18 protein-coding genes are annotated in these 19,364 nt (G+C 61.3%); 16 read left to right on the top strand and 2 right to left on the bottom strand.

Translation table 11 applies throughout. From position 1 onward, the window contains the following. The first annotated feature begins 5 nt into the window (after positions 1–5). From AC07V0_RS19655 to AC07V0_RS19725, 15 genes are all read left to right on the top strand, one after another. Complete coding sequence (locus AC07V0_RS19655) at positions 6–752, top strand: sugar transferase (RefSeq protein ID WP_018925578.1); 747 nt, start codon at positions 6–8, stop codon at positions 750–752. Next, complete coding sequence (locus AC07V0_RS19660; RefSeq protein ID WP_064618731.1) at positions 753–1,397, top strand: CpsD/CapB family tyrosine-protein kinase; 645 nt, start codon at positions 753–755, stop codon at positions 1,395–1,397. A gap of 23 nt (positions 1,398–1,420) precedes the next feature. After that, positions 1,421–2,449 carry a polysaccharide biosynthesis/export family protein gene (locus tag AC07V0_RS19665; RefSeq protein WP_086944963.1) on the top strand — a complete coding sequence of 343 codons (1,029 nt, stop codon included), beginning with the start codon at positions 1,421–1,423 and terminating at the stop codon, positions 2,447–2,449. A 17-nt stretch (positions 2,450–2,466) separates the two neighbouring features. Next, positions 2,467–4,062 carry a GumC family protein gene (locus AC07V0_RS19670; protein ID WP_018925575.1) on the top strand — a complete coding sequence of 532 codons (1,596 nt, stop codon included), beginning with the start codon at positions 2,467–2,469 and terminating at the stop codon, positions 4,060–4,062. Positions 4,063–4,094: 32 nt separating this feature from the next. Continuing rightward, a complete protein-coding gene (locus AC07V0_RS19675) occupies positions 4,095–5,150 on the top strand; it encodes a glycosyltransferase family 4 protein (protein ID WP_086945149.1) in 1,056 nt (351 codons plus the stop codon). Next, a complete protein-coding gene (locus AC07V0_RS19680; protein ID WP_019648516.1) occupies positions 5,147–6,514 on the top strand; it encodes an O-antigen ligase family protein in 1,368 nt (455 codons plus the stop codon). Before AC07V0_RS19675 ends, AC07V0_RS19680 begins: the two co-directional genes overlap by 4 nt. Next, positions 6,511–7,479, top strand: a complete 969-nt coding sequence (locus AC07V0_RS19685) for a glycosyltransferase family 2 protein (protein WP_018925572.1) — start codon at positions 6,511–6,513, stop codon at positions 7,477–7,479. The genes AC07V0_RS19680 and AC07V0_RS19685 overlap by 4 nt, the downstream gene beginning before the upstream one ends. Then, complete coding sequence (locus AC07V0_RS19690) at positions 7,472–8,608, top strand: glycosyltransferase (RefSeq protein ID WP_086944964.1); 1,137 nt, start codon at positions 7,472–7,474, stop codon at positions 8,606–8,608. Before AC07V0_RS19685 ends, AC07V0_RS19690 begins: the two co-directional genes overlap by 8 nt. 12 nt (positions 8,609–8,620) lie before the next feature. Then, positions 8,621–9,622 carry a polysaccharide deacetylase family protein gene (locus AC07V0_RS19695; RefSeq protein ID WP_086944965.1) on the top strand — a complete coding sequence of 334 codons (1,002 nt, stop codon included), beginning with the start codon at positions 8,621–8,623 and terminating at the stop codon, positions 9,620–9,622. Further along, positions 9,619–10,923, top strand: coding sequence for an oligosaccharide flippase family protein (locus AC07V0_RS19700; protein WP_064618743.1), 1,305 nt, complete (start codon positions 9,619–9,621; stop codon positions 10,921–10,923). Before AC07V0_RS19695 ends, AC07V0_RS19700 begins: the two co-directional genes overlap by 4 nt. Then, positions 10,920–12,839 carry a hypothetical protein gene (locus AC07V0_RS19705; protein WP_086944966.1) on the top strand — a complete coding sequence of 640 codons (1,920 nt, stop codon included), beginning with the start codon at positions 10,920–10,922 and terminating at the stop codon, positions 12,837–12,839. The genes AC07V0_RS19700 and AC07V0_RS19705 overlap by 4 nt, the downstream gene beginning before the upstream one ends. A gap of 31 nt (positions 12,840–12,870) precedes the next feature. Continuing rightward, entirely contained in the window at positions 12,871–14,094 is a 1,224-nt protein-coding gene (locus AC07V0_RS19710) for a GNAT family N-acetyltransferase (protein ID WP_086945150.1), read from the top strand. Then, entirely contained in the window at positions 14,066–14,878 is an 813-nt protein-coding gene (locus tag AC07V0_RS19715) for a ChbG/HpnK family deacetylase (protein ID WP_086944967.1), read from the top strand. The genes AC07V0_RS19710 and AC07V0_RS19715 overlap by 29 nt, the downstream gene beginning before the upstream one ends. Before the next feature lie 56 nt (positions 14,879–14,934). Beyond that, positions 14,935–15,624 (top strand): N-acetyltransferase, encoded by a 690-nt coding sequence (locus AC07V0_RS19720; protein ID WP_086944968.1) that lies wholly within the window; start codon positions 14,935–14,937, stop codon positions 15,622–15,624. Between the two features lie 387 nt (positions 15,625–16,011). Beyond that, a complete protein-coding gene (locus tag AC07V0_RS19725; RefSeq protein ID WP_086944969.1) occupies positions 16,012–16,320 on the top strand; it encodes an addiction module antidote protein in 309 nt (102 codons plus the stop codon). Between the two features lie 14 nt (positions 16,321–16,334). Here AC07V0_RS19725 and AC07V0_RS19730 read toward each other — a convergent pair whose 3' ends face one another. Further along, positions 16,335–17,147 (bottom strand): class I SAM-dependent methyltransferase, encoded by an 813-nt coding sequence (locus AC07V0_RS19730; protein WP_086944970.1) that lies wholly within the window; start codon positions 17,145–17,147, stop codon positions 16,335–16,337. Positions 17,148–17,263: 116 nt separating this feature from the next. After that, positions 17,264–18,148: a LysR family transcriptional regulator gene (locus tag AC07V0_RS19735; RefSeq protein ID WP_086944971.1), complete on the bottom strand. Its 885-nt coding sequence runs from the start codon at positions 18,146–18,148 to the stop codon at positions 17,264–17,266. Between the two features lie 160 nt (positions 18,149–18,308). On the opposite strand from AC07V0_RS19735, the gene AC07V0_RS19740 reads away from it, so the two are divergent. Then, on the top strand, positions 18,309–19,325 hold the full coding sequence (locus AC07V0_RS19740; RefSeq protein ID WP_018925560.1) for an alpha/beta hydrolase: 1,017 nt from the start codon (positions 18,309–18,311) through the stop codon (positions 19,323–19,325). Positions 19,326–19,364: the final 39 nt, after the last annotated feature.

Genomic DNA, 19,364 nt, shown 5'->3' on the forward strand with positions numbered 1-19,364 from the left:
ACTCTATGACTGGACATGAAAAAGGCATGTTGCTCGATCACATGCAGCATGATAACCGCCTGGATCCCGAGCACCGGATGCGCCTCGACAAGGCGATCCACGTGCAGGGTCACGGCTGGGTGACCGGCCGCAACGGCGGTCGGCCCTGGACCCTGTCGCGCACCAATCGGGTGCTCGCCTGCCTCGGTGCACTGGTGATCTTGCTGTTGATTTCCCCGGTACTGCTGGGGCTGGCACTGGCGATCAAGTTCAGCAGCCCGGGGCCGGTGATGTTCGTGCAACAACGCACCGGCTACCGCGGCCGCATGTTCGGCATGTACAAGTTCCGCACCATGGTGGCCAACGCCGAGGAGCTCAAGGAGTCCCTGCGGCATCTGAACAAGCACGGCGCCGACGCCATCGACTTCAAGATCGACAACGACCCGCGGATTACCCCCATCGGCAGCTTCCTGCGGCGCAGCAGCCTCGATGAATTACCCAACCTGATCAATGTGGTGAGCGGCGACATGCGCCTGGTAGGTCCACGACCCACCTCGTTCAATGCCCGTCGTTACAAGGACAGCCACCTTGCACGCCTGAGCATCTACCCCGGCATGACCGGTCTGTGGCAGATCTCCGGGCGCAGCAATATCGACTTCGACCAGCGCGTTGAGTTGGACCTCACGTACATCGCCGAGCAGAGCCTGTTGCTTGATCTGAAGATTCTGTTGAAAACCCCCTTCATCGTGTTCAACGGCCACGGAGCGAGTTAAATGGACGGTTCATCGAATAACAGCCTGACCATCGCCAGCCCGAGCGAGTCCAACCTGACCTCGACCGTGCTCGACCTGGATCTGCGGATCCTTTTTCTGACCGCTGCCAACGCAGGCACGGGCACCACCACCAGTGCCCTGGCGCTGGCCACCCAATTGGCGTCAATGAGCAGCGGCCAAGTGCTGCTGGTGGACGCCAGCCAGTCGGCGAGCAACCTCACGCATCAGCTGGGGTTGAGCAAAGAGCGCGGCTTTCGCGATCTGCTGTTCAACGACTCCCCGCCGCTGCTGCAGGACTGCCTGGTGACCGTCTCCAGCCTGCCCTTCCACATCCTGCCGAACGGGCGGCACATCCGCGGCACCGAGCACCTGACCCGCGAACAACTGAGCCCGTTGCTCGAGCAACTGGGCGATCGGTATCGCTTCGTGGTGATCGACGGCGATGCGGTGTATGAGGCCGTCGACACCCTGGTCATCAGCACTTTGGTGGACGGCGTGATCATGGTGGTGCGCGCGGAAGACACCCGCTGGGAAGTGGCCCAGGCCGCGGCCCAGCGCCTGACCCAGGCCGGCGCGAAACTGGTGGGCAGCGTCTTCAACCGGCGCAAGTACTACATGCCCAAATGGCTCTACAAAAACCTGTAAGCACCCACCTGAAGGATGAAGTCATGAATGCCAAAGTGCTTGTCCTGCTGTTGCTACCGCTTGCAGGTTGCTCCAGCACCAGTGAAACCCAGAACATGCCGGTGCAGATCCTCACGGCCGAGCCGGCCAACGCCCAGGCCACCGATATGCCCAAGGTCGAACAGACCTTGCGGCCCAAGGACGTGCTGGACGTGATCTTCCACGTCAGCACCAGTGGCTCGGAGGCTTACCGCATTCAGTCCGGCGACCAGGTCGCGCTGAACTTCACTGCGGCCAGCCAGCTCAACGGCACGCAACTGGTGCTGCCCGATGGCACCATCGAACTGCCGGGGGCCAACACCTCAGTGAAAATCGCCGGGATGACCTCGGTCCAGGCCCGGGAGGAAATCCAGCGCGCCTATAACCGCAAATCCCTGTTCCAGCCCAATCGCAACCAGTTGACCGTGCAGGTCACCAGCCCGCTGAGCAACGAGCAAAACCTCAAGAGCGCCTTGAACCACCCCGCTACCGGCATGAGCCGGGAGATCACCGTGGGCAACGACGGCTATGCGAGTTTTCCGGAAATCGGCTCCGTGCCGCTGCAAGGCATGACCGTCAACCAGCTCGAAACGTTCCTCAATCAACGCTACGCGCAATTGCCGGGACGGATGACAGTCGACGTCATGCTCAAATCCACGTCGGGCAACGAAATCTATGTGCTGGGTGAAGTCGGGCAGCCGGGCTCCTACCCGATTCGCCGCCCGGTCTCGGTGCTCGAAGCGTTGACCCTGGCCCGTGGCACCAGCATCAAGGCCCGGCTCGATTCGGTGGTGATCATGCGCCGCAACGGCAACCAGGTGCAGGCTGTGCACTACGACGTGGAGAAAGCCTTGTCCGGTGACGCGTCGCAGATTGCTTACCTGCAACCGGACGACATGCTCTATGTGCCCAAGACCAAACTGGCCAGCGCCGGTGAGCTCGCACGGCAGCTGGCGGACGTGGTGCTGTTTCAGGGGGTGGGCTTCAGTTTCGCCTACCGCGTCGACAACAAAGGCAGCAACCGCAGCAACTAACTCTCAGGTGACCCATCATGAATCCAAAGGAAAACTACCTGCATGAGTTCTTCAGGATCTTCTTCGCCAACAAGCGGTTGGTGAAGCGAATCTTCCTGATCTTTGCAGTGATCGCCCTGCTCCTGCCACTGGTGCTCAAACAGAGCTTCGATATCACCGCGCAGGTGCTCGTGCAGTCCAAAAAACTCTCTCAGGGCGACGCCACCACATCCCTGACCCAAGGCGATGCCTCTTTCATTCCGCCATCACTGGCGGATATGGAAACCGAGAGCAATATCCTGCGCTCGCCGGCCCTGATCCGTCAGACCATCAGTGACCTTCAGGCCAAAGGCGAATACACGCCCAACCCCGGGGCCTTCAACAAACTGGTGACCGTACCGATCCAGCGTTTCGTGACCAACCCCTTGCGTGAATACGTGATCAACCCGGTGCGCGGCGCGCTCGGGCTTGCAATCGATCCGGTGCGGGACACCTCCCTGGATACCTTCACCCAGGAGGCCATCGATAACCTGAAGATCGACACCCTGCCCGGCTCCAACGTGATTTCCATTATCTACAGCTCAAGCGATCCGGCCCAAGGCACCCGGTTTGTCGCAACGATGTTGCAAAACTACCTGGCCAGCCGTCAGGAACTGCAATCGATCGATCTGCCACAGAGCTTCTACGAAACCAAGAAGAAGCAGTATCAGGTGCGGCTCGATGGCCTGGAAGGCACTCGACTGGCGTTGCTCGAAAAGATCGGTGCGTCCGATCCGAAGGAAGAAATCACCTTCCGCCTCAACGCCATCAACACCGAGGAAGAGAACCTGAACCAGTATCAGGATCGCTTGCTGCAAAGCCAGCGCTGGCTCGACTACCTGAAAACCGCGCTGGCGGCGGCCAACAATACCTCTCGGCTCAACGACTACACCTTCCCCTTCACCTTCACCACCACGGTGGACAACATTGCCTTCGAAGACCGGGAGATCCGGCAGATCGGTGAGCAACTGACGACTCAAGTCAGTCGCTACATGAATGACCTGGCGGTGTTCCAGCCGGGCAGCGAACCGATGCTGCTGGCCCGTGAGCAAATTACCCGCACCCGTCAGCAGTTCCTGAAAATCGTCAGCAACCGGATTCAGGAACGCACCAGCGACCTGGCGATTGTCACCTCGGTGATCAACCAGAAAACCGCGCGCATCGCCGAGTTCAAGAACCGTATCCACCAGTTGCAAGTGGCGCAGAGCAAGTTGCAGCAGATGGATACCGAGATCAATGCCTTGCACGCGGCGTTCTCCACCTACGCCCAGCGCTTTGCCGAAAGCAGCACCGCCCGCGCGCTGGACAGCGATTTGTCCAACGCCCGGGTGCTCAGCCCGCCGTTCGAACCGTCCGAGGTGGCGTTTCCCAAACCGCTGCTGATCATTCCGTTCGGCATGCTGACCGGTCTGCTGCTGGCGATTGCCTTCGTCTACGTGCGTGAGTTCTTCGATCACAGCTTCAAACATCCAGCGCAAATCACCCATGAACTGGGCTTGCCGGTGCTGTTGGTGATCAACGATCAGGACGTCCTGCCGAACAACCCGCACAAGAACTGGACCGTGCCTAGCTTCATGTATTGGGTGCGCCATTGAACGGGCCGCTCAACGCCAGCGCGCTGCCGATCATGCATTTGATCAGCAGCGGCGGCTTTTATGGCGCTGAGCGGATGTTGCTGGACCATTGCCTGGCGACGCCAGGGCACCACCAGGTGCTGTTTCTGGATGCGCCGCCGGCCCTGATCGACCGGTTCCGCGAGGCCGGGGTCGATTGCCGCGCTTTCGCGGGACTGGGGCAATTGCTGGGTCATTTACGTTATCGGCGGGCTGAACATCCGCTGATCAATACGCACAATTTCAAAGGCCTGGTGTTTGGCTGGGTCGGCGCGACATTGTTTGACTTGCCATTGGTGATTACCCAGCACGGTTTCACCCCGCGCAGTCGCAAGCAACGCTTCTACGGCTGGCTGAGCCTGCAACTGTGCCGCACCGCGTCGGTGAATCGGGTGGTGTGCGTGGCCGAAAGCATCGCAGCGCTGCACCGCAAGGCCAGTGTTCGGAAGGAGAAGCTGCAAGTGATTCCCAATGGTCTGCCAACCGCCAACGGCCTGCTGCCCCACAACGCCAGACACCCACGCTGGCTGGCGGGCTACGTCGGTCGGCTGACCCATGAAAAAGGCCCGGACCTGTTTCTCGATGCGCTGATTGCGCTGTGTCAGCGACATCCGCAACTGGACGCGGTGATGCTCGGCGATGGCCCGGAACGGGAAACCCTGCTGGCGCGAATTGCCGCCGCCGGCTTGCACAACCGCATCACCCTGCCGGGTTACCAGACCGACATGAACCGCTGGTGGCCGCAACTCGATGCGCTGGTGATCAGCTCGCGCACCGAGGGCACGCCGATGATTTTGCTCGAAGCAATGCAGGCCGGAGTGCCAGTGGTGGCATTCAGCGTCGGCGGAATTCCCGATGTGCTGGAGGATCGGCACAACGGTCTGCTAGCGCCCCCCACCGACAGCGTCGCCCTCGCCCGGCAGCTCGACACGCTGCTGAGTGAGCCGGTACTGGCTCGCGAACTGATCGACAACGCAAGACGTACGCAACAGGACCGTTACGACCTGAAGGCCTTGGCCGAACGCTGGTCGCAGCTTTATATCCGTACTGCACGGGAGGCACGCGCGTGATCTTTCCGCTCTCGATCGTCAGTCTGCTCGCCCTGGTCTGCCTCGGTTTGCTGGCCAGCCCTTACCCCTATCTGGCGCCCGGCGCGGTACTGGGCATGGTCGCTGTCGGTGTGCTCTACCGAAAACCCGCCTGGGGGTTATTGGGCATCGCGGCGCTGGTGCCGTTCGAAGGTTTCTTCAAGGGCAACGCGCTGTCGGGCACCAAATTCATCGGTGCGTCACTGGCACTGGTCCTGATGTTGCAACTGGCCATTCACCAGATTCCGTCCGAGCGCCTGCGCAGCAACATCTGGCGCTACCTGATCGGATTCATGGTGTTGTACGGGTTGAGTATGATCAATACCGACAGCATGGACATGTCCCAAAGTCATCTACGGGATTTGAGCGTCGGCCTGGTGCTGTTTGTGATCACCTTGCTGATTGGCCGTGATTTGAACCTCGATCTGTTCGCCCGGCTGGTGACCCTCAGCGTCGCCGCAACCTCTGTGCTGGCCATGTTCTCCACCAAGTATCAGGACCAGGGCCGTGCCGCCGGGCTGCTGGAAGACGCGAATTCGTTTGCCCTGCTGATCGCCTTCGCCGTGCCGTTGGCCCTGCTGCTGGTGATCCGCGGCCCGAACCTGTTGCACCGATTGTTCTGGGGCGGCTGCTGCATTTTGCTGCTGGGCGGCATGACCAAAACCGATTCCCGTTCCGGGCTGGTAGTCCTGTTCCTGAGCTTGATGATCGGCGCCTGGCACTACCGCGCGCAGTTGCCACGCATCCGGCCGCGCCACTTGGGTTTTGCCATGCTCAGCCTTGCGCTCGTGATCCCGGTGGGGATTTATTCGATGCCGGCCGGTTACCTCAAGCGCATCCAGTCCTTGAGCGTCTTGAAAGAAGGCGCCAAAAGCCAGGACGAATCCCTCGGCCGCCGCACGTCATACCTTGTGGTCGGCAGCCAGATCATTCGTGAACACCCGTTACTCGGCTCCGGCCCCGGTACCTTCCCGCTGCACTACGCCACCTCCGGTTACGCCAAGGTGTTTTCCGCCAACCGCAAACCCGGCGACTTGTACCGCCGTGCTCACAACACGTACATGGAAATCTTCAGTGAACTGGGGATTCCCGCCGGGCTGTTGTTCGTCGGCATGCTCGGCCTTGGGATGTACAACCTGGTCCGCGCCCGTCAAGCCTGGATGCTGCGACGGGATTGGGAACAGGCCGACCTGATCACCCACCTGGGCATCAGTTATCTGTCGTTGACACTGTTTTTGATGTTCCTCAGCGCACCGAATCACAAGTACCTGTGGATCATGCTCGCCCTGACCTGGGTGTTGCGCCTCAAGGCGGAAGAACGTCCGCCGACGGAGGCCAGGGCATGAACCGCATCAGCATTGCCATCCCGATGTACAACGAGGCCAGACACATCGGCCGCACCTTGCTTGCCGCGAAAAAAGCCGCGCAGGCTGCCGGGATGGAATGCGAGCTGATCGTGGTCGATAACGGCTCCAACGATCAGGGCCCGCACATCGCTCGCCAGCTCGGGGCGCAGGTGCTGGTGCTGCCCGGGCTGCTGATCGGCGCCCTGCGCAATCGCGGGGCGGCGATGGCGACAGGCGAATGGCTGGGCTTCATCGATGCCGATATCGAGATGCCCGAGGACTGGCTCACGCTGTTGTTGAGCATCCAACACGCGGTTCAGGTCGACGTCCTGGGACTGGACCTGCACACCCCGGCCGAAGCCCCGTGGTATGCCAATGCCTGGCAACGCCGCACGTTGCGCCCGAACGATGAAACCATGAAAGCAGTGCGATGGCTGCCCAGTTCCAACCTGTTGATGCGTCGTCCATGGTTCGACAAGGTCGGCGGCTTCAACGAAAACCTGCGCACCGGCGAAGACAAAGATTTCACCATGCGCCTTTCCCACTCTGGCGCACGCCTGCTGGCCGTCAACCAGAGCGTTGCCCTGCATTGGGGTTACGAGAGCAGTTGGCGCGAATGGATGGGCAAGGAGTTCTGGCGTCAGGGCAGTCACCTGCAATTACTGCGCAGCCACGGCATGAATCTGCGTTTACTGCGTTTCCCGATGCTGTCGATCATCGCCTGGGTGTTGGATTTCATGGCGCTATCCGCCCTGCTCAACGGTTTCCCCCTACTGGCGCTATTCATGCTGTTCGTCACCAGCCTGCCAGCGCTCGCCCAAAGTCTGCGCCAGAGCCTGATACACCGCGACCTGCGCCTGATGCTGCAACTCTGGGGCCTGCATTGGGTGCGTCTGCACCTGGCGGGTGCCGCGCTCATCCTGAGCCTTTGTCGCTGGAATGCCAGGAGACCCGCCCGTGGCTGAATTCATTTTCTGGTGGTGCCTGTTATTGCCGGTGTACGCCTGGTTCGGCTACCCGCTGCTGCTGACGCTGCTCGCACCGTTATTTCCCGCGCGGCGTCATGGGCCGGCACAGCCGATGAACGTGAGCATCGTCATCGCCGCGCACAACGAGGCCCAGTACATCGAAGAAAAGTTGCGCATCCTGCTCGCCCAGGATTATCAGGCGCGCTCGCTACAGATCATTCTGGCCAGCGACGGCTCCACCGACGACACCGTGGCCTGCGCCCGCAAGGTCATCGACCCGCGCATCAGCGTGCTCGACCTGCCCCGTCAGGGCAAGGCAGCCACCTTGAATGCCGCCGTTGCCCTGAGCACGGGCGAGATTCTGGTGTTCACCGATGCCGACAACCAATGGTCGACAGACACCCTCGGCCAATTGCTCGCGCCCCTGGCCGATCCACAGGTCGGGGCCTGCGCCGGGCACATGTTGATCCCGGTGGCGGGCCAGGGCCTGAGCCTGGGCGACAGCCTTTATCGGCACTACGAAGGTTGGCTGCGCATGGTGGAAAATCGTACCGGCTGCATGGTCTCCGCCGACGGCGCCCTGCTCGCCCTGCGTCGCGAGTTGTTCCAGAACGTGCCGTCGGAGGTCAACGATGATTTCTTTATCAGTACCTGCGCGCCGGTGGCGCACAAACGCATTGTCTATGTGCCCACAGCCCGGGTGATCGACCAGGGCGTCGATGAGATCGACAAACAATGGCGCCGTCGTCTGCGCGTCACCGTCGGTGGTTTGCAGAGCCTGGCCCAGCGCCGGGAACTGTTGAACCCATGGCGCCATGGCTTGTATGCGATTGCGCTGATCAGCCACAAACTGATTCGACGCCTGGCACCGATCCTGTTACTGCCGTTGTTGCTGAGCAACTTCTGGCTGTGGAACGTCCATGGCTTCTATCGCCTGAGCCTGGTCGCGCAACTGCTCGGTTATGCGGTGGCCATCGCCGGCCTGCTGGATGTGCAACACCGTTTGCCCAAACCCTTTCGCCTCGCCGGCTTCTTTCTGGTGACCCTTGCCGGGATGAGTATCGGTCTGTGGCAGTTCCTGCGTGGACAGCGGTACGCGCAGTGGAACCCCGAGCAAAATCGTTGAAAGGACCGCGTCATGGCGATCAGACAATTATTAAAACGCACCAGTGGCTGGCTCTATCTCAACTCGCCGGTAGGCCGCCACCAACTGCACGGTGCCGGGGTGATCCTGATGCTGCACCGGGTGCTGCCCAATGACCGCGCCGCCGACCTGCCTCATCGAAATGAACTGTGCGTGGGGCCGAAGGCCTTTGCCCATCTGCTGCTCTGGTTGAAAAAACACTTCGACTGCGTGCCGCTGATGGAAATTCTGCAACCCGGCACCGCCATGTCGGAGCGCCCCAAAGTCGCACTGACCTTCGACGATGGCTGGCGCGACAACGCGCTGAATGCCTTTCCGTTGTTGAAAAGGTATCAGATGCCGGCGAGTATTTTTCTCTCCACCGATTTCATCGGCAGCCGGCAACGCTTCTGGTGGGAAAGCCTGGGGGAAACCCTGTGGCACAGCCATGGTGAAAAAGCCCGGACGCACTTGATTGAATGCCTGCGACAGATCGGGCGACCGTTACCGGTGCTGCTCGATGACCTGGATGTGCAGCGCCGTAGCCTGGCGCTTTTGCATTTTCTGCAAAGCCTGAAAAACCTGCCGCCGGGCGAACTGAACCGGCTCACCAATCAATGCCCTGAAGTGTCGTTGCCCCAGGCCCTGGACTGGCATCAAGTGCGCGCGCTGGAAGCCAGCGGGTTGATCCGCTTTGGCCCTCACGGCGCCAGCCACACGCTACTCACCGAGCTTGACGATCAACACCTGGATGAAGAGTTGAGCCGCAGCCGCAATGCACTGTTGAACGGCTGCATCCGGCCGCTGCCGGTCTATTGCTACCCCAATGGCGACCACGATGCGCGGGTGCGCGAGCATGTGGCCGACCACGATTTTGCGTTTGCCCTGGGCACCGCCAGCGGGATTTACCGTGGCGTCGAAGATCCATTGGCCTTACCACGGATCGGCATCAGCCAGCGCACGGCACGCAACCCGGAGTTGCTGTCGTGGCGCATCTACCGCGGAGCCCGGCCATGAGTCGCAGCCACTACCTCAAACACCTGGCCCTGAGCATGGGCACCAAACTGGCGATGATCGGCCTGCGCCTGCTGCGTAACGTATTGCTGGCGCGGATTCTGGGGCCCAGCGAGCGCGGCCTGTTTGCGCTGCTCAGTACCCTGCCCGATTTGATCAGCGCCGCCACCAGCGGCGGGCTGAATTCGGCGGTGGGTTATCAGGCGGCCAAGCAACGGCCCATGGGTTTGCTGCTGAGTCAGGTGCTGGTATTCGGTTGCCTGCTGGCGGGTTTGCTGACGTTGCTGGTGGTGGCGCTGACCCGCGAGTTCGGCAGCGAACTCGACATCACCACACAACTGGGATTGCTCGCCTGGCTGTTGCTGCTGGCGGTGCCGTTGACCGTGCTCAAGAGCGGCCTGCTGACCTTGCACAACGCGTCGGGCGGTGTGGTGGCGTTCAATGCCTTGCGGCTGGTGGAGTCGCTGGCGCCACTGCTGCTGTTTATCGCCTTGTTCTGGATGTGGAAAGACGCCGCGCTGGAAGCGGCGCTGATCAGTTGGCTGGCCGGCATCAGCCTGGTGGTGCTGGCTGGCTGGGTCTGGCTCAACCGTGCGCAACCCCTGACGTTGCAATGGGACCGCGCCAGCCAGAAAGAACTGTTGCGCTACAGCGCCCGTAGCCATCCCGATTTGTTGTTCCAGCAAGTCATTCTGCGCTCCGACTACCTGTTCATCGGTGCCTTGCTCGGCAGTACGGCATTGGGTCATTACGCCATGGCCAGCGCTGCCGCCGAGTTGCTGCTGATCGTCCCGGAAGCGGTGACCACACCCCTGATGAAACGCCTGCTGCAACAGGACGAAGGCATGGAACGCCTGACGCCGTTGGCCTTGCGCCTGACCGCCACGGTGATGCTCGGTGCCTGCCTGACCATGGCCGTGATCGGGCAATGGCTGATCGTCACCCTGTTCGGCATTGCCTATCAACCGGCCTACCCGGCCTTGCTGGCCCTGCTGCCGGGGCTGCTCGGTCTTTGCTATGCGAGCATCCTGCGCCTGGACTTGCTGGGCAAAAATCGACCCGGCACGGTTTCGCTGCTGGTGGGCCTCGGCGCGCTGCTGAACCTGGCCCTGAACCTGTTGCTGATCCCGCTGTATGGCATCGTCGGTGCTGCGGCGGCATCGTCCATCGCCTACCTGGCGGTGACCGTCGCGCTGCTGGTGATGTACTGCCGGTTGAGCGGCGTACCCTTCTGGCAAACCCTGATCATCCTGCCCAGTGATGTGGCACCGATGCTTCAGATACTGCAACGGAAATCAGCATGAAACCCCTGGTGCTGCTGTTGAGCCTGGGCCTTGGTTTGAGTGCTCAGGCGGCGCCCATGCGCTGGACCGACATTCGCGACGGCAGCCTGTACCTGCAAGCGGATCGCCCCGACACGTTGACCATCCAGTGGGTCCCGGCGTGGCAGGCCGATGCCAACGAAGAACACCTGTACCTACTCGACGGCAACGGCAACCTGAAGGGTGATCGCCGGATCGCCGCCAGTGAAACACGCGGCAAGCAGAGCTGGCCGCTGGCGCCGGGTGCCGCCAGTTATCGACTGGAAATTCCGGGCTACAGCTTCCGCCGCTACACCGTCGAACATGACGAACACACCGTGGCGTTATTCGCCCCGGCCAAGGTGCATTTCAGCGCCGAAGCCCGTGGCGGCGATGAGCTGTATTTCAAAATCGCACCGGGGGAACACGCGGTACTGGCCGGCAAGTTTCATGGTGGAGTCGGCGCCCTGCAGGCGCAGCGTGTGGGTGATAACAAACAAGTGTCGCTGATGCTCAAGCCCTATCGCGCCTATTGGCAATTCGATCAGCTCGAACTGCCCGTCACCCAGGACGAACAAGTCTGGCGCCTGCGCCTGCAAGGCAGCGGCAAGGTCGCGTTCTGGCTCGATGGCACGGCAAACCTGTTCGCCCAGAACCCGCAGCAACTCAAGCCGCTGCGCGAGGACGCTGGCCAGACCCGGCTGACCCTGCATAAAGAGACGCTCGGCCCGACCCCGAACCTGGGCATTTATTTGCCCTACGTGCTGCCGCCGCAATCCAGTTTCGCGGCGCTCGACGCCCTCAAGCCTCAGGCGGGTTCCTACTACAGTTTCGTCGACGTCACGGCGCAAAATCCGCACCACGAAGATGCGTTCCGCCAGCTCTATCAGAACCGCTTCGGCATTACGCAGGACATTACGCTGTTGGCCGGCAGCCAGCGTCAGGCCGATCTGCGCGCCGACACCGTGAGCAACGCCGGCCTCGACGCCTGGCTCGCCGCCACCCGTGCCCTCGGTGGTGGCGGCACTCACTACATCGCGTTCGCCGACGAGCCGAATCTCAACTACTCGAGCTACGCCAACTACCAGGCGATCTTCAACAGCATGGCCCGGCAAGTGCGCAGCGATCCGGCCAACGCCAAGGCCGGCATTCGCATTGCCATGCCCGCCAGTTCACGCTTCGTCAACGGCCCGTTCACCGACGATGCTGCCGACAAGCGCGGTATCGACTGGGCACGGCGCCTGCTGGCTGAATCCGGCGAGCAGATCGACGCCCTCGCCTGGCATGAATGGATGGTTCGCGACCTGCTGGCGACCCGGGTCTACCGCGACAGCGTGCGCCGCGCCGCCCAGCTGGTGGGCCTCGATGCCAAGGGCCGGCCACGCAAGGCCTTGCTGCTGGACCAGACCAACCTGTCCAGCGGCTCAAGCCTGAGCCCCTACGATCAGGAAACCCATTTCGCTTCGCTGTGGTGGGCCTCGGTGGTCATCAACTCGGCGCAGGACGGCTTGCTGGACATGCTCAACTGGTTCCAGGCCGCCGACGAACCGAACTACCCCAAAGGCATGGTGCGGGTGCTGGGCGGCGATCGTTTCGAGCTCAAACCGGTGGGCCTGGCCCAACAATTCATCCGGCAGCACTGGCTGAAAAACGTCATGCGCCTGGACAACGACGCCTTCGAAGTCGACGTGCTGGCGATGGCCACCGAACACCAACGCAGCCTGTTGGGCGTCAATAAGGGCGCGCGCTTGCAGCGTGTCGATCTGGCCGGGGCGACCTGCCCGCTGACCAAGGGAGCGCTGGTGTATTTTGGTGCCGACAGCCGCAGTCGCGAAGGCAAATTCAACTGTCAGGACGGTCGCGTCAGCTTCGACCTGCCAGGGCAAACCCTGTTCGCCCTGAGCTGGAGCGCCTCATGAACGTCCATGAGTTATGCGGCGGTCTGAACCTATGATGGCTCGATTCGAATGGCGCACGTCGTTGTGCGCTCCGGACTTTCCAACAGCCGCTTATGAGGGGTTGCGCTGGCGCGTGACGGACAATACGCCGTTCAACACCCTCGCCTGGCTGCGCGCATCGGAACAGGCACTGCTTGCCGGGGAACGCTTGCACGTTCTGCTCGGCTGGCACGGCGATGAATTGGCCTTGTGCCTGCCGCTGGTGGTGTCCGTGGAGCGCTTTGGCGGGCTACCGTTTCGAGTCCTGCATCACCTCGGTTACCCCCTCACCGATCGCCTGGCCCTGCTCAGTTGCCTCGATGCCGAGAGCATGCGCAAGGCGCTGGTGATCATCCGCCGTCGCGTGCCCCATGCGATGCTGCAACTCAATGAATTGTGCGAACCCATCGGCGAAGAAAGTGCACTGACCACCTGGATGGCCCACAGCTCGACCGGCGAGCGCCGCCTCAGCTGTCGGGTGCCGGTGCACCTGATCAGCGAGGCCGACCATCAGGAAGTGTCCGGCGACCCCCGCTACAAACTGCGCCGTGCACGTAAACGCATCGCGGCTTGCGGTGCCGAGATCCGACGGATAACCCCCGACGCCGCCACCATCAGGCCACTGTTGCGGACCCTCGGCAAAGTCGAAGCGCTGAGCTGGAAAGGCCTTCAAGGCGTTGGGATTTTCACCAATGACCGCTACCGGCAATGGATCGAGCAAGCCTTCACCGCCCTCGCCGAAGAAGGACTAGTGCGGGTGGTGGTGCTGGAACTGGACGGGCGTTGCATCAGCTACCGCATCGGCTTGCTGGAACAGGGTCGGCTGTACGACTACAACCTGGCGTTCCTGCCGCAACACGCTGATCTGGGCAGCGGTCGTGTGCTGCTTGAAGAGTGGATCCACTGGGGGCTGGACGACAACTGGCACTGGGTCGATGCCTCGCGGATCAGCCTGGAAAACTCCAGTCATCAACTCCTGGAGCGCATGACCGGCCAACTGGAGCACTGGCGCTGGAGTTTCTACTCCTGGCGCCCCAGCGGCCTCGCCCTGGGGCTGGCCCTGCGACTCTGGCACCGAATCAAACCCGGGTTAAAAAAGTGGCAGGCCAGGCGTGCAGCAACGCTGGTTGCTCCTACGCTTACACCTATACAGGCACCTATTGTCGCCAAAGACGCTGCACCCACCGAACAAGAAAGAGAGGGCAGCCATGCCTCGCCAAGTCATAGTCAACGCTGACGATTTCGGCCTCAGCCCGAGTGAAAATGCGGTGATACTGGGTGCCTTCCACGCTGGAGTCATCAGCTCCGCAACCGCCATGGCCAACATGCCGGCCTTCGAAGCGGCCTGCGTCCTGGCCCGGCAACCATTGCTCAAGGGGCGGATCGGGCTGCACTTCAACCTCACATACGGCCGGCCGTTGAGCCTGTCGATTCGCGCGCGCTCGACATTTTGCGACAGCCAGGGTGAGTTCGACCTCAGCCTGCCCCGCCACAGCCTCTGGCTCAACCGCCTGGATCGCGACGCGGTGCTGGAGGAACTCGAAGCCCAATGGCAACGCTGCCTGGACAACGGCCTGCACCCCAGCCACCTCGATTCCCATCAGCACGTGCACAACATCTGGCCCATCGGTGAAATCGTCGCGCGGTTTGCTGCCCGCCAAGGGGTGCCCGTGCGACTGGCGCGCGATCTGGGAAGTAACCTGAGCGTGCCCAAGCGAGTGTTCAAGACGTTGCTCAACCATCGCCTGAACAGCCTGTCCGGAGCGACCGCCCAGAACGTCTGCACCCCGGTCGACCTGCGCACCGTGGCGATGCCAATCGACGGCCTGCTGGAAATCGTCGTCCATCCGATCCATATCGGCGCCGATTTTGGCGATGCCTACCTAGACCCGGGCGAGTCGCTGAGCCTTGTGCTGGATCAGCGTCTCGGGGGTGTTCCGAGGGTGTCCTATGCCGTGGTGCCAAGGGCATCCAAAGAGGAGCCGCACTACCCGACCGAACTGCACCCGTTGAAATCCTGATTTTCGCCATCGAAAACGTTACCCACCACACCCAGGCTTCAGCCTCGGAGGACTTCATGAGCGCCATCGACAAGATTCGCGAACGCATCAAACAAAAAGGCCTGCTCCACACGCTCCAGTCGCTCTGGAAGCGCTACGTGTATTTCCATAGGGAGCTGCTGTGGCTGGGGCGCGACCTGGTGACCCCGGTGGCGCCGCAAAATCTGCGGCCCTATTCGGGCCTGCGCCTGGTGATCATCACCCCGGAAAACGCCACCGCGTTCACCAAGTACTACGGCAATCGCGTCAAGGCCATGGCCGAAATCGCCGCCGAGGGTCACACCGGACACATGTACGTGAACGAGGAAGGTGATGCCATCGGATTCATCTGGGGCAGTGCCAGGGACTACTTCGACCGGCACTATTACGGCTGCTGGTTCCGGATCAACCCTGGTGAGTTTTTCGAGTTCGGCGGTGAAATGATCCCTCAATACTTCGGCACCAGCCTGTCGATGGACGCCCAGTTCAAGCTCTGGGACGCGATGCGGGCCAAAGGGTGCAACAAGATCGTCGACGTCTGCGATACCCGCAACATCCAGGCGATGAAAATGCACATCCGCATGGACTACCAGGAGCAAGGGCGCATCACCCACGTCTACGACCTGTTCGGCCGCTGGCGCTTCTTCCGCGAAACCTACTACACCGGCTCGCGGCTGACGGCACTGCGCAAACCGGAACAACGGCCGGTGACGGCGGCGCAGGCGTGATTGGCTTCCGCTCCCACATTTGGCCGCATCTCCCTGTGGGAGCGGGCTTGCCCTAATGCCAGTCAGTTAAACAATTTCAGCCGCGACGCACTCCTTGTAGCAGCTGGCGAAGCCTGCGTTCGGCTGCGCAGCAGTCGTAAAACCAGAGATTGTGGTGCATCAGGCTGACCGCGTTAGTCCGACTCACGACTGCTGAGCAGCCGAACGCAGGCTTCGCCAGCTGCTACAGATTGCATTACGGCTTAACTGACTGACATTAGGGCTTTCCCGCGATGGGGTCAGTTGCCTACACAGTTCAGGGAAAAATACACCCATCATAAAAGAACCAACTGACTCCTCATGCCTGCGCTAACAGATACATTCGCACAGGAACGAGGAGCCAGAAGCATGAATCACAAACTAACAAACTTCGACATGGCGGCACTGCTCGACAGTGACGAAGCCATCAGCGAATACCTCTCTCAGGTATTGGCAGACGGCGACAACGAAGAGTTTCTTCGTGCTATCGGCTACGTGGTAAAGGCTCGCGGCATGACACAAATTGCCAAAGATTCCGGAATGGGGCGCGAAAGCCTGTACAAGGCCTTCGCACCCGGGGCGAAACCACGTTTTGATACTGTTCTAAAGGTCATTCATGCCTTGGGCATTGATCTCTGCGCGCAACCAGGGCACGCGGCAAATCACTCAACGCTCTGAAAATACCCCAGGCACTACGTCGCTCGCTTCACCGCCACCAACGTGTAACACAACGGCAACTGCGCCTTTTGCTGCTGATACTTGTCGTAGAGTTCTTCGCGATTGGAATGCGGGTACTCCTTGAAATGGCATATCTGCAACCCCGCTTCGACGGCACCGGTGAAGATCGCGCCCAGGGTGTGGACGAACCAGTAGGACGCCGAGGCCTGCTGTTCGACTTTGCCTTCGTAGACGATCGGTTGGTCCTGGACGAAAGGCTCACTGCGAAAATACGAGCTGTCCGGGCGATAGGGATCGGCTGACTCGGGGTCGAACATTTCCAGGAACGGGTGGGTTTCGTAAATCACCAGGCTGCCGCCGGGCTTGAGGGTTTGCGCGGCATGGCGCAAGAACTCGCCGATGTCCGGCATCCAGTTCAATACGCCGATGGTGATCAGCGCCACGTCGAAGCGTTGGTGCAGCTCTGTCGGCAGGTGATGGATATCAGCCTCGATGAATTCGGGCTGATGAGGCGAACGGGATGCCAGCTCCCGGGCCTGATCGAGAAAGGCCCCGGACTGGTCGACGCCCACTGCGCTGCGGGCCCCCAGCGCAAACAGTGAAAGGCTTTCCCGGCCATTGTTACAGCCCAGTTGCACCACATCCTTGCCGTCGACACCGACCTGTTGGAGCAACCTAGTGAGGGTGTCATCCAGGCAGGAAAAATCGCCATGGCTCACCGCACTCAAACGGGCCTGCCATTCGGGGGTGTCTTTGTGGTGTTGGGCGGAGTCATTCCATGCATCGCGATTGCTGGCGATGGCTTTTTCTTTTGTCGGCATTTCCATTGCACGCTCCAGATTCCGGGCCTTTGATTGACCGGCACGAGTCTAGATCAGCGTCAGGAAAAACCACATCAGGGGTTTGTTGCGATCTTGTAATCAACGATACCGCTACTAACCCCTTATTGTTGATTCAACCGCTCACGCAAGAACTCGATCAACGCCTGCACCGGTCGCGAGGCCTGACGGTGCTGCGGGTAGACCGCCGATAAGGTCAGCGGCTCGGGGCGGAAATCATCCAGCACCGGCACCAGCCGACCGTCCTCCAGGGCCGAATCGACGATGAAGGTCGGCAAGTACGTGATGCCCATGCCGGCGATGGCCGCGTCCTTGAGCAGTTCACCGTTGTTGACCCGCATCCGCCCGGTGACATTGACGGTCAGCGGTTTGCCCCGCCCTTCGAACCGCCATTGCACCTGGCGGCCATGGCCGTACGGCAGGCAATCGTGGCTGTGCAACTCCTCGGGTTCAAGCGGCGTGCCACGTTCGGCCAGATACGCCGGGCTGGCGCAGTACACCCGCTCGATGACGGCAATGCGCCGGGCGATCAGTGTCGAGTCTTCCAGCACGCCGATGCGCAAGGCCAAATCGTATCCCTCACCGAGCAAGTCCACCGGCCGATCACTCAGGTCGACCTCGACGGTGACGTCGCGATAACGCTGCAAAAATACTGGCAGCAAGCAGCCCAAATGCGCCACGGCAAACGACAACGGTGCACTCAGGCGAATGGTCCCGCGAGGCTCGATGGTCTGGCCGGCGATGCCCTGCTCCACTTGCTCGACTTCACTGAGCAGGCGCAGGGCCGATTCGTAATAACTCTGCCCCAGCGGGGTGACGTCCAGCCGTCGGGTGGAGCGATTGAGCAGGCGCACACCGAGGCGCTCTTCGAGTTGCATCAGCCGACGGCTGACGAACTGCTTGGACAGGCCCAACTGATCGGCCGCCGCCGTGAAGCTGCCGGAGTCCATGACCTGGCAAAAAATACGCATGTCTTCGAACGGGTTCATTGTCACTCTCTGGTTGACAGTTAATCGCTTTATAGCCGCTTTTTCGCTTTCAGACATCTTATTAATCTGTGCTCACGGTGTTGCTGAGGCCTGAACCCCAGCGCCACAGCAGCCCGATCCCAAGGCATAAAAACTCAAACGATTTAAAAAGGATTTGCACATGAACATCAAGAAAACCCTCGCCACTTCCGTCCTCGCCCTGTCCATCGGCAACGCATTCGCCGCCGGCAGCCCCGGTGTCGAACACAACACCCAGGCCTTCCTCGATGCCCTCGCCGCCGGCGGTGGCAAACCGCTGGAACAACTGAGCCCGAAAGACGCCCGCGCGGTGCTGACCGGTGCCCAGGCTTCGGTGAAGGTAGATCTGTCGGGTGTTGAAGTCAGCGACAAGGCGATCAAGGTCGACGGCCAGACCATCAACCTGAAAGTGGTGCGTCCGGCCAAGGTCAAGGGCGAGTTGCCGGTGTTCATGTTCTTCCACGGTGGCGGCTGGGTATTGGGCGACTTCCCGACTCACCAACGCCTGATCCGTGACCTGGTGGTGGGCTCCGGCGCAGTCGCGGTATACGTCGACTACACGCCGTCGCCCGAAGCGCACTACCCGACCGCCATCAACCAGGCCTACACCGCGACCAAATGGGTGGCCGAGCATGGCAAAGAGATCGGTGTCGACGGCAAGCGACTGGCGGTGGCCGGCAACAGCGTCGGCGGCAACATGGCGGCAGTCGTGGCGCTGATGGCCAAGGAACAGAAAACCCCTGCCCTGCGCTTCCAGCTGTTGATGTGGCCGGTGACCAACGCACAGTTCGACGACGGCTCGTACCAGCAATTCGCCGAAGGGCACTTCCTCACCAAAGGGATGATGCAGTGGTTCTGGGACAACTACACCACCAACCCGGCCGAGCGTGCGCAGATCCATGCCTCGCCGCTGAATGCCAGCGCCGAACAACTCAAGGGCCTGCCTGCGGCACTGGTGCAGACCGCCGAATTCGACGTGCTGCGTGACGAAGGCGAAGGCTACGCCCGCCACCTCGATGCGGCCGGTGTGCCGGTGACCTCGGTGCGCTACAACGGGATGATTCATGACTTTGGCCTGCTCAATCCGCTGAATCAGATTCCGGAAGTCAAAGCGGCGGTACGTCAGGCCGCGGCTGAGCTCAAGACGCATCTGAACTAAGCCCAACCTCTCGCCACACCTCAGGGTGTGGCGAGTTTT

Source organism: Pseudomonas sp. GW821-FHT01E10 (assembly GCF_059422365.1).

Coding starts and splice junctions, on each gene's coding strand:
- AC07V0_RS19710 (WP_086945150.1), top strand. CDS start 12,871: ATGATGGCTCGATTCGAATGGCGCACGTCGTTGTGCGCTCCGGACTTT.
- AC07V0_RS19725 (WP_086944969.1), top strand. CDS start 16,012: ATGAATCACAAACTAACAAACTTCGACATGGCGGCACTGCTCGACAGT.
- AC07V0_RS19735 (WP_086944971.1), bottom strand. CDS start 18,148: ATGAACCCGTTCGAAGACATGCGTATTTTTTGCCAGGTCATGGACTCC.
- AC07V0_RS19670 (WP_018925575.1), top strand. CDS start 2,467: ATGAATCCAAAGGAAAACTACCTGCATGAGTTCTTCAGGATCTTCTTC.
- AC07V0_RS19675 (WP_086945149.1), top strand. CDS start 4,095: ATGCATTTGATCAGCAGCGGCGGCTTTTATGGCGCTGAGCGGATGTTG.
- AC07V0_RS19705 (WP_086944966.1), top strand. CDS start 10,920: ATGAAACCCCTGGTGCTGCTGTTGAGCCTGGGCCTTGGTTTGAGTGCT.
- AC07V0_RS19740 (WP_018925560.1), top strand. CDS start 18,309: ATGAACATCAAGAAAACCCTCGCCACTTCCGTCCTCGCCCTGTCCATC.
- AC07V0_RS19730 (WP_086944970.1), bottom strand. CDS start 17,147: ATGGAAATGCCGACAAAAGAAAAAGCCATCGCCAGCAATCGCGATGCA.
- AC07V0_RS19685 (WP_018925572.1), top strand. CDS start 6,511: ATGAACCGCATCAGCATTGCCATCCCGATGTACAACGAGGCCAGACAC.
- AC07V0_RS19665 (WP_086944963.1), top strand. CDS start 1,421: ATGAATGCCAAAGTGCTTGTCCTGCTGTTGCTACCGCTTGCAGGTTGC.
- AC07V0_RS19720 (WP_086944968.1), top strand. CDS start 14,935: ATGAGCGCCATCGACAAGATTCGCGAACGCATCAAACAAAAAGGCCTG.
- AC07V0_RS19655 (WP_018925578.1), top strand. CDS start 6: ATGACTGGACATGAAAAAGGCATGTTGCTCGATCACATGCAGCATGAT.
- AC07V0_RS19695 (WP_086944965.1), top strand. CDS start 8,621: ATGGCGATCAGACAATTATTAAAACGCACCAGTGGCTGGCTCTATCTC.
- AC07V0_RS19660 (WP_064618731.1), top strand. CDS start 753: ATGGACGGTTCATCGAATAACAGCCTGACCATCGCCAGCCCGAGCGAG.
- AC07V0_RS19715 (WP_086944967.1), top strand. CDS start 14,066: ATGCCTCGCCAAGTCATAGTCAACGCTGACGATTTCGGCCTCAGCCCG.
- AC07V0_RS19700 (WP_064618743.1), top strand. CDS start 9,619: ATGAGTCGCAGCCACTACCTCAAACACCTGGCCCTGAGCATGGGCACC.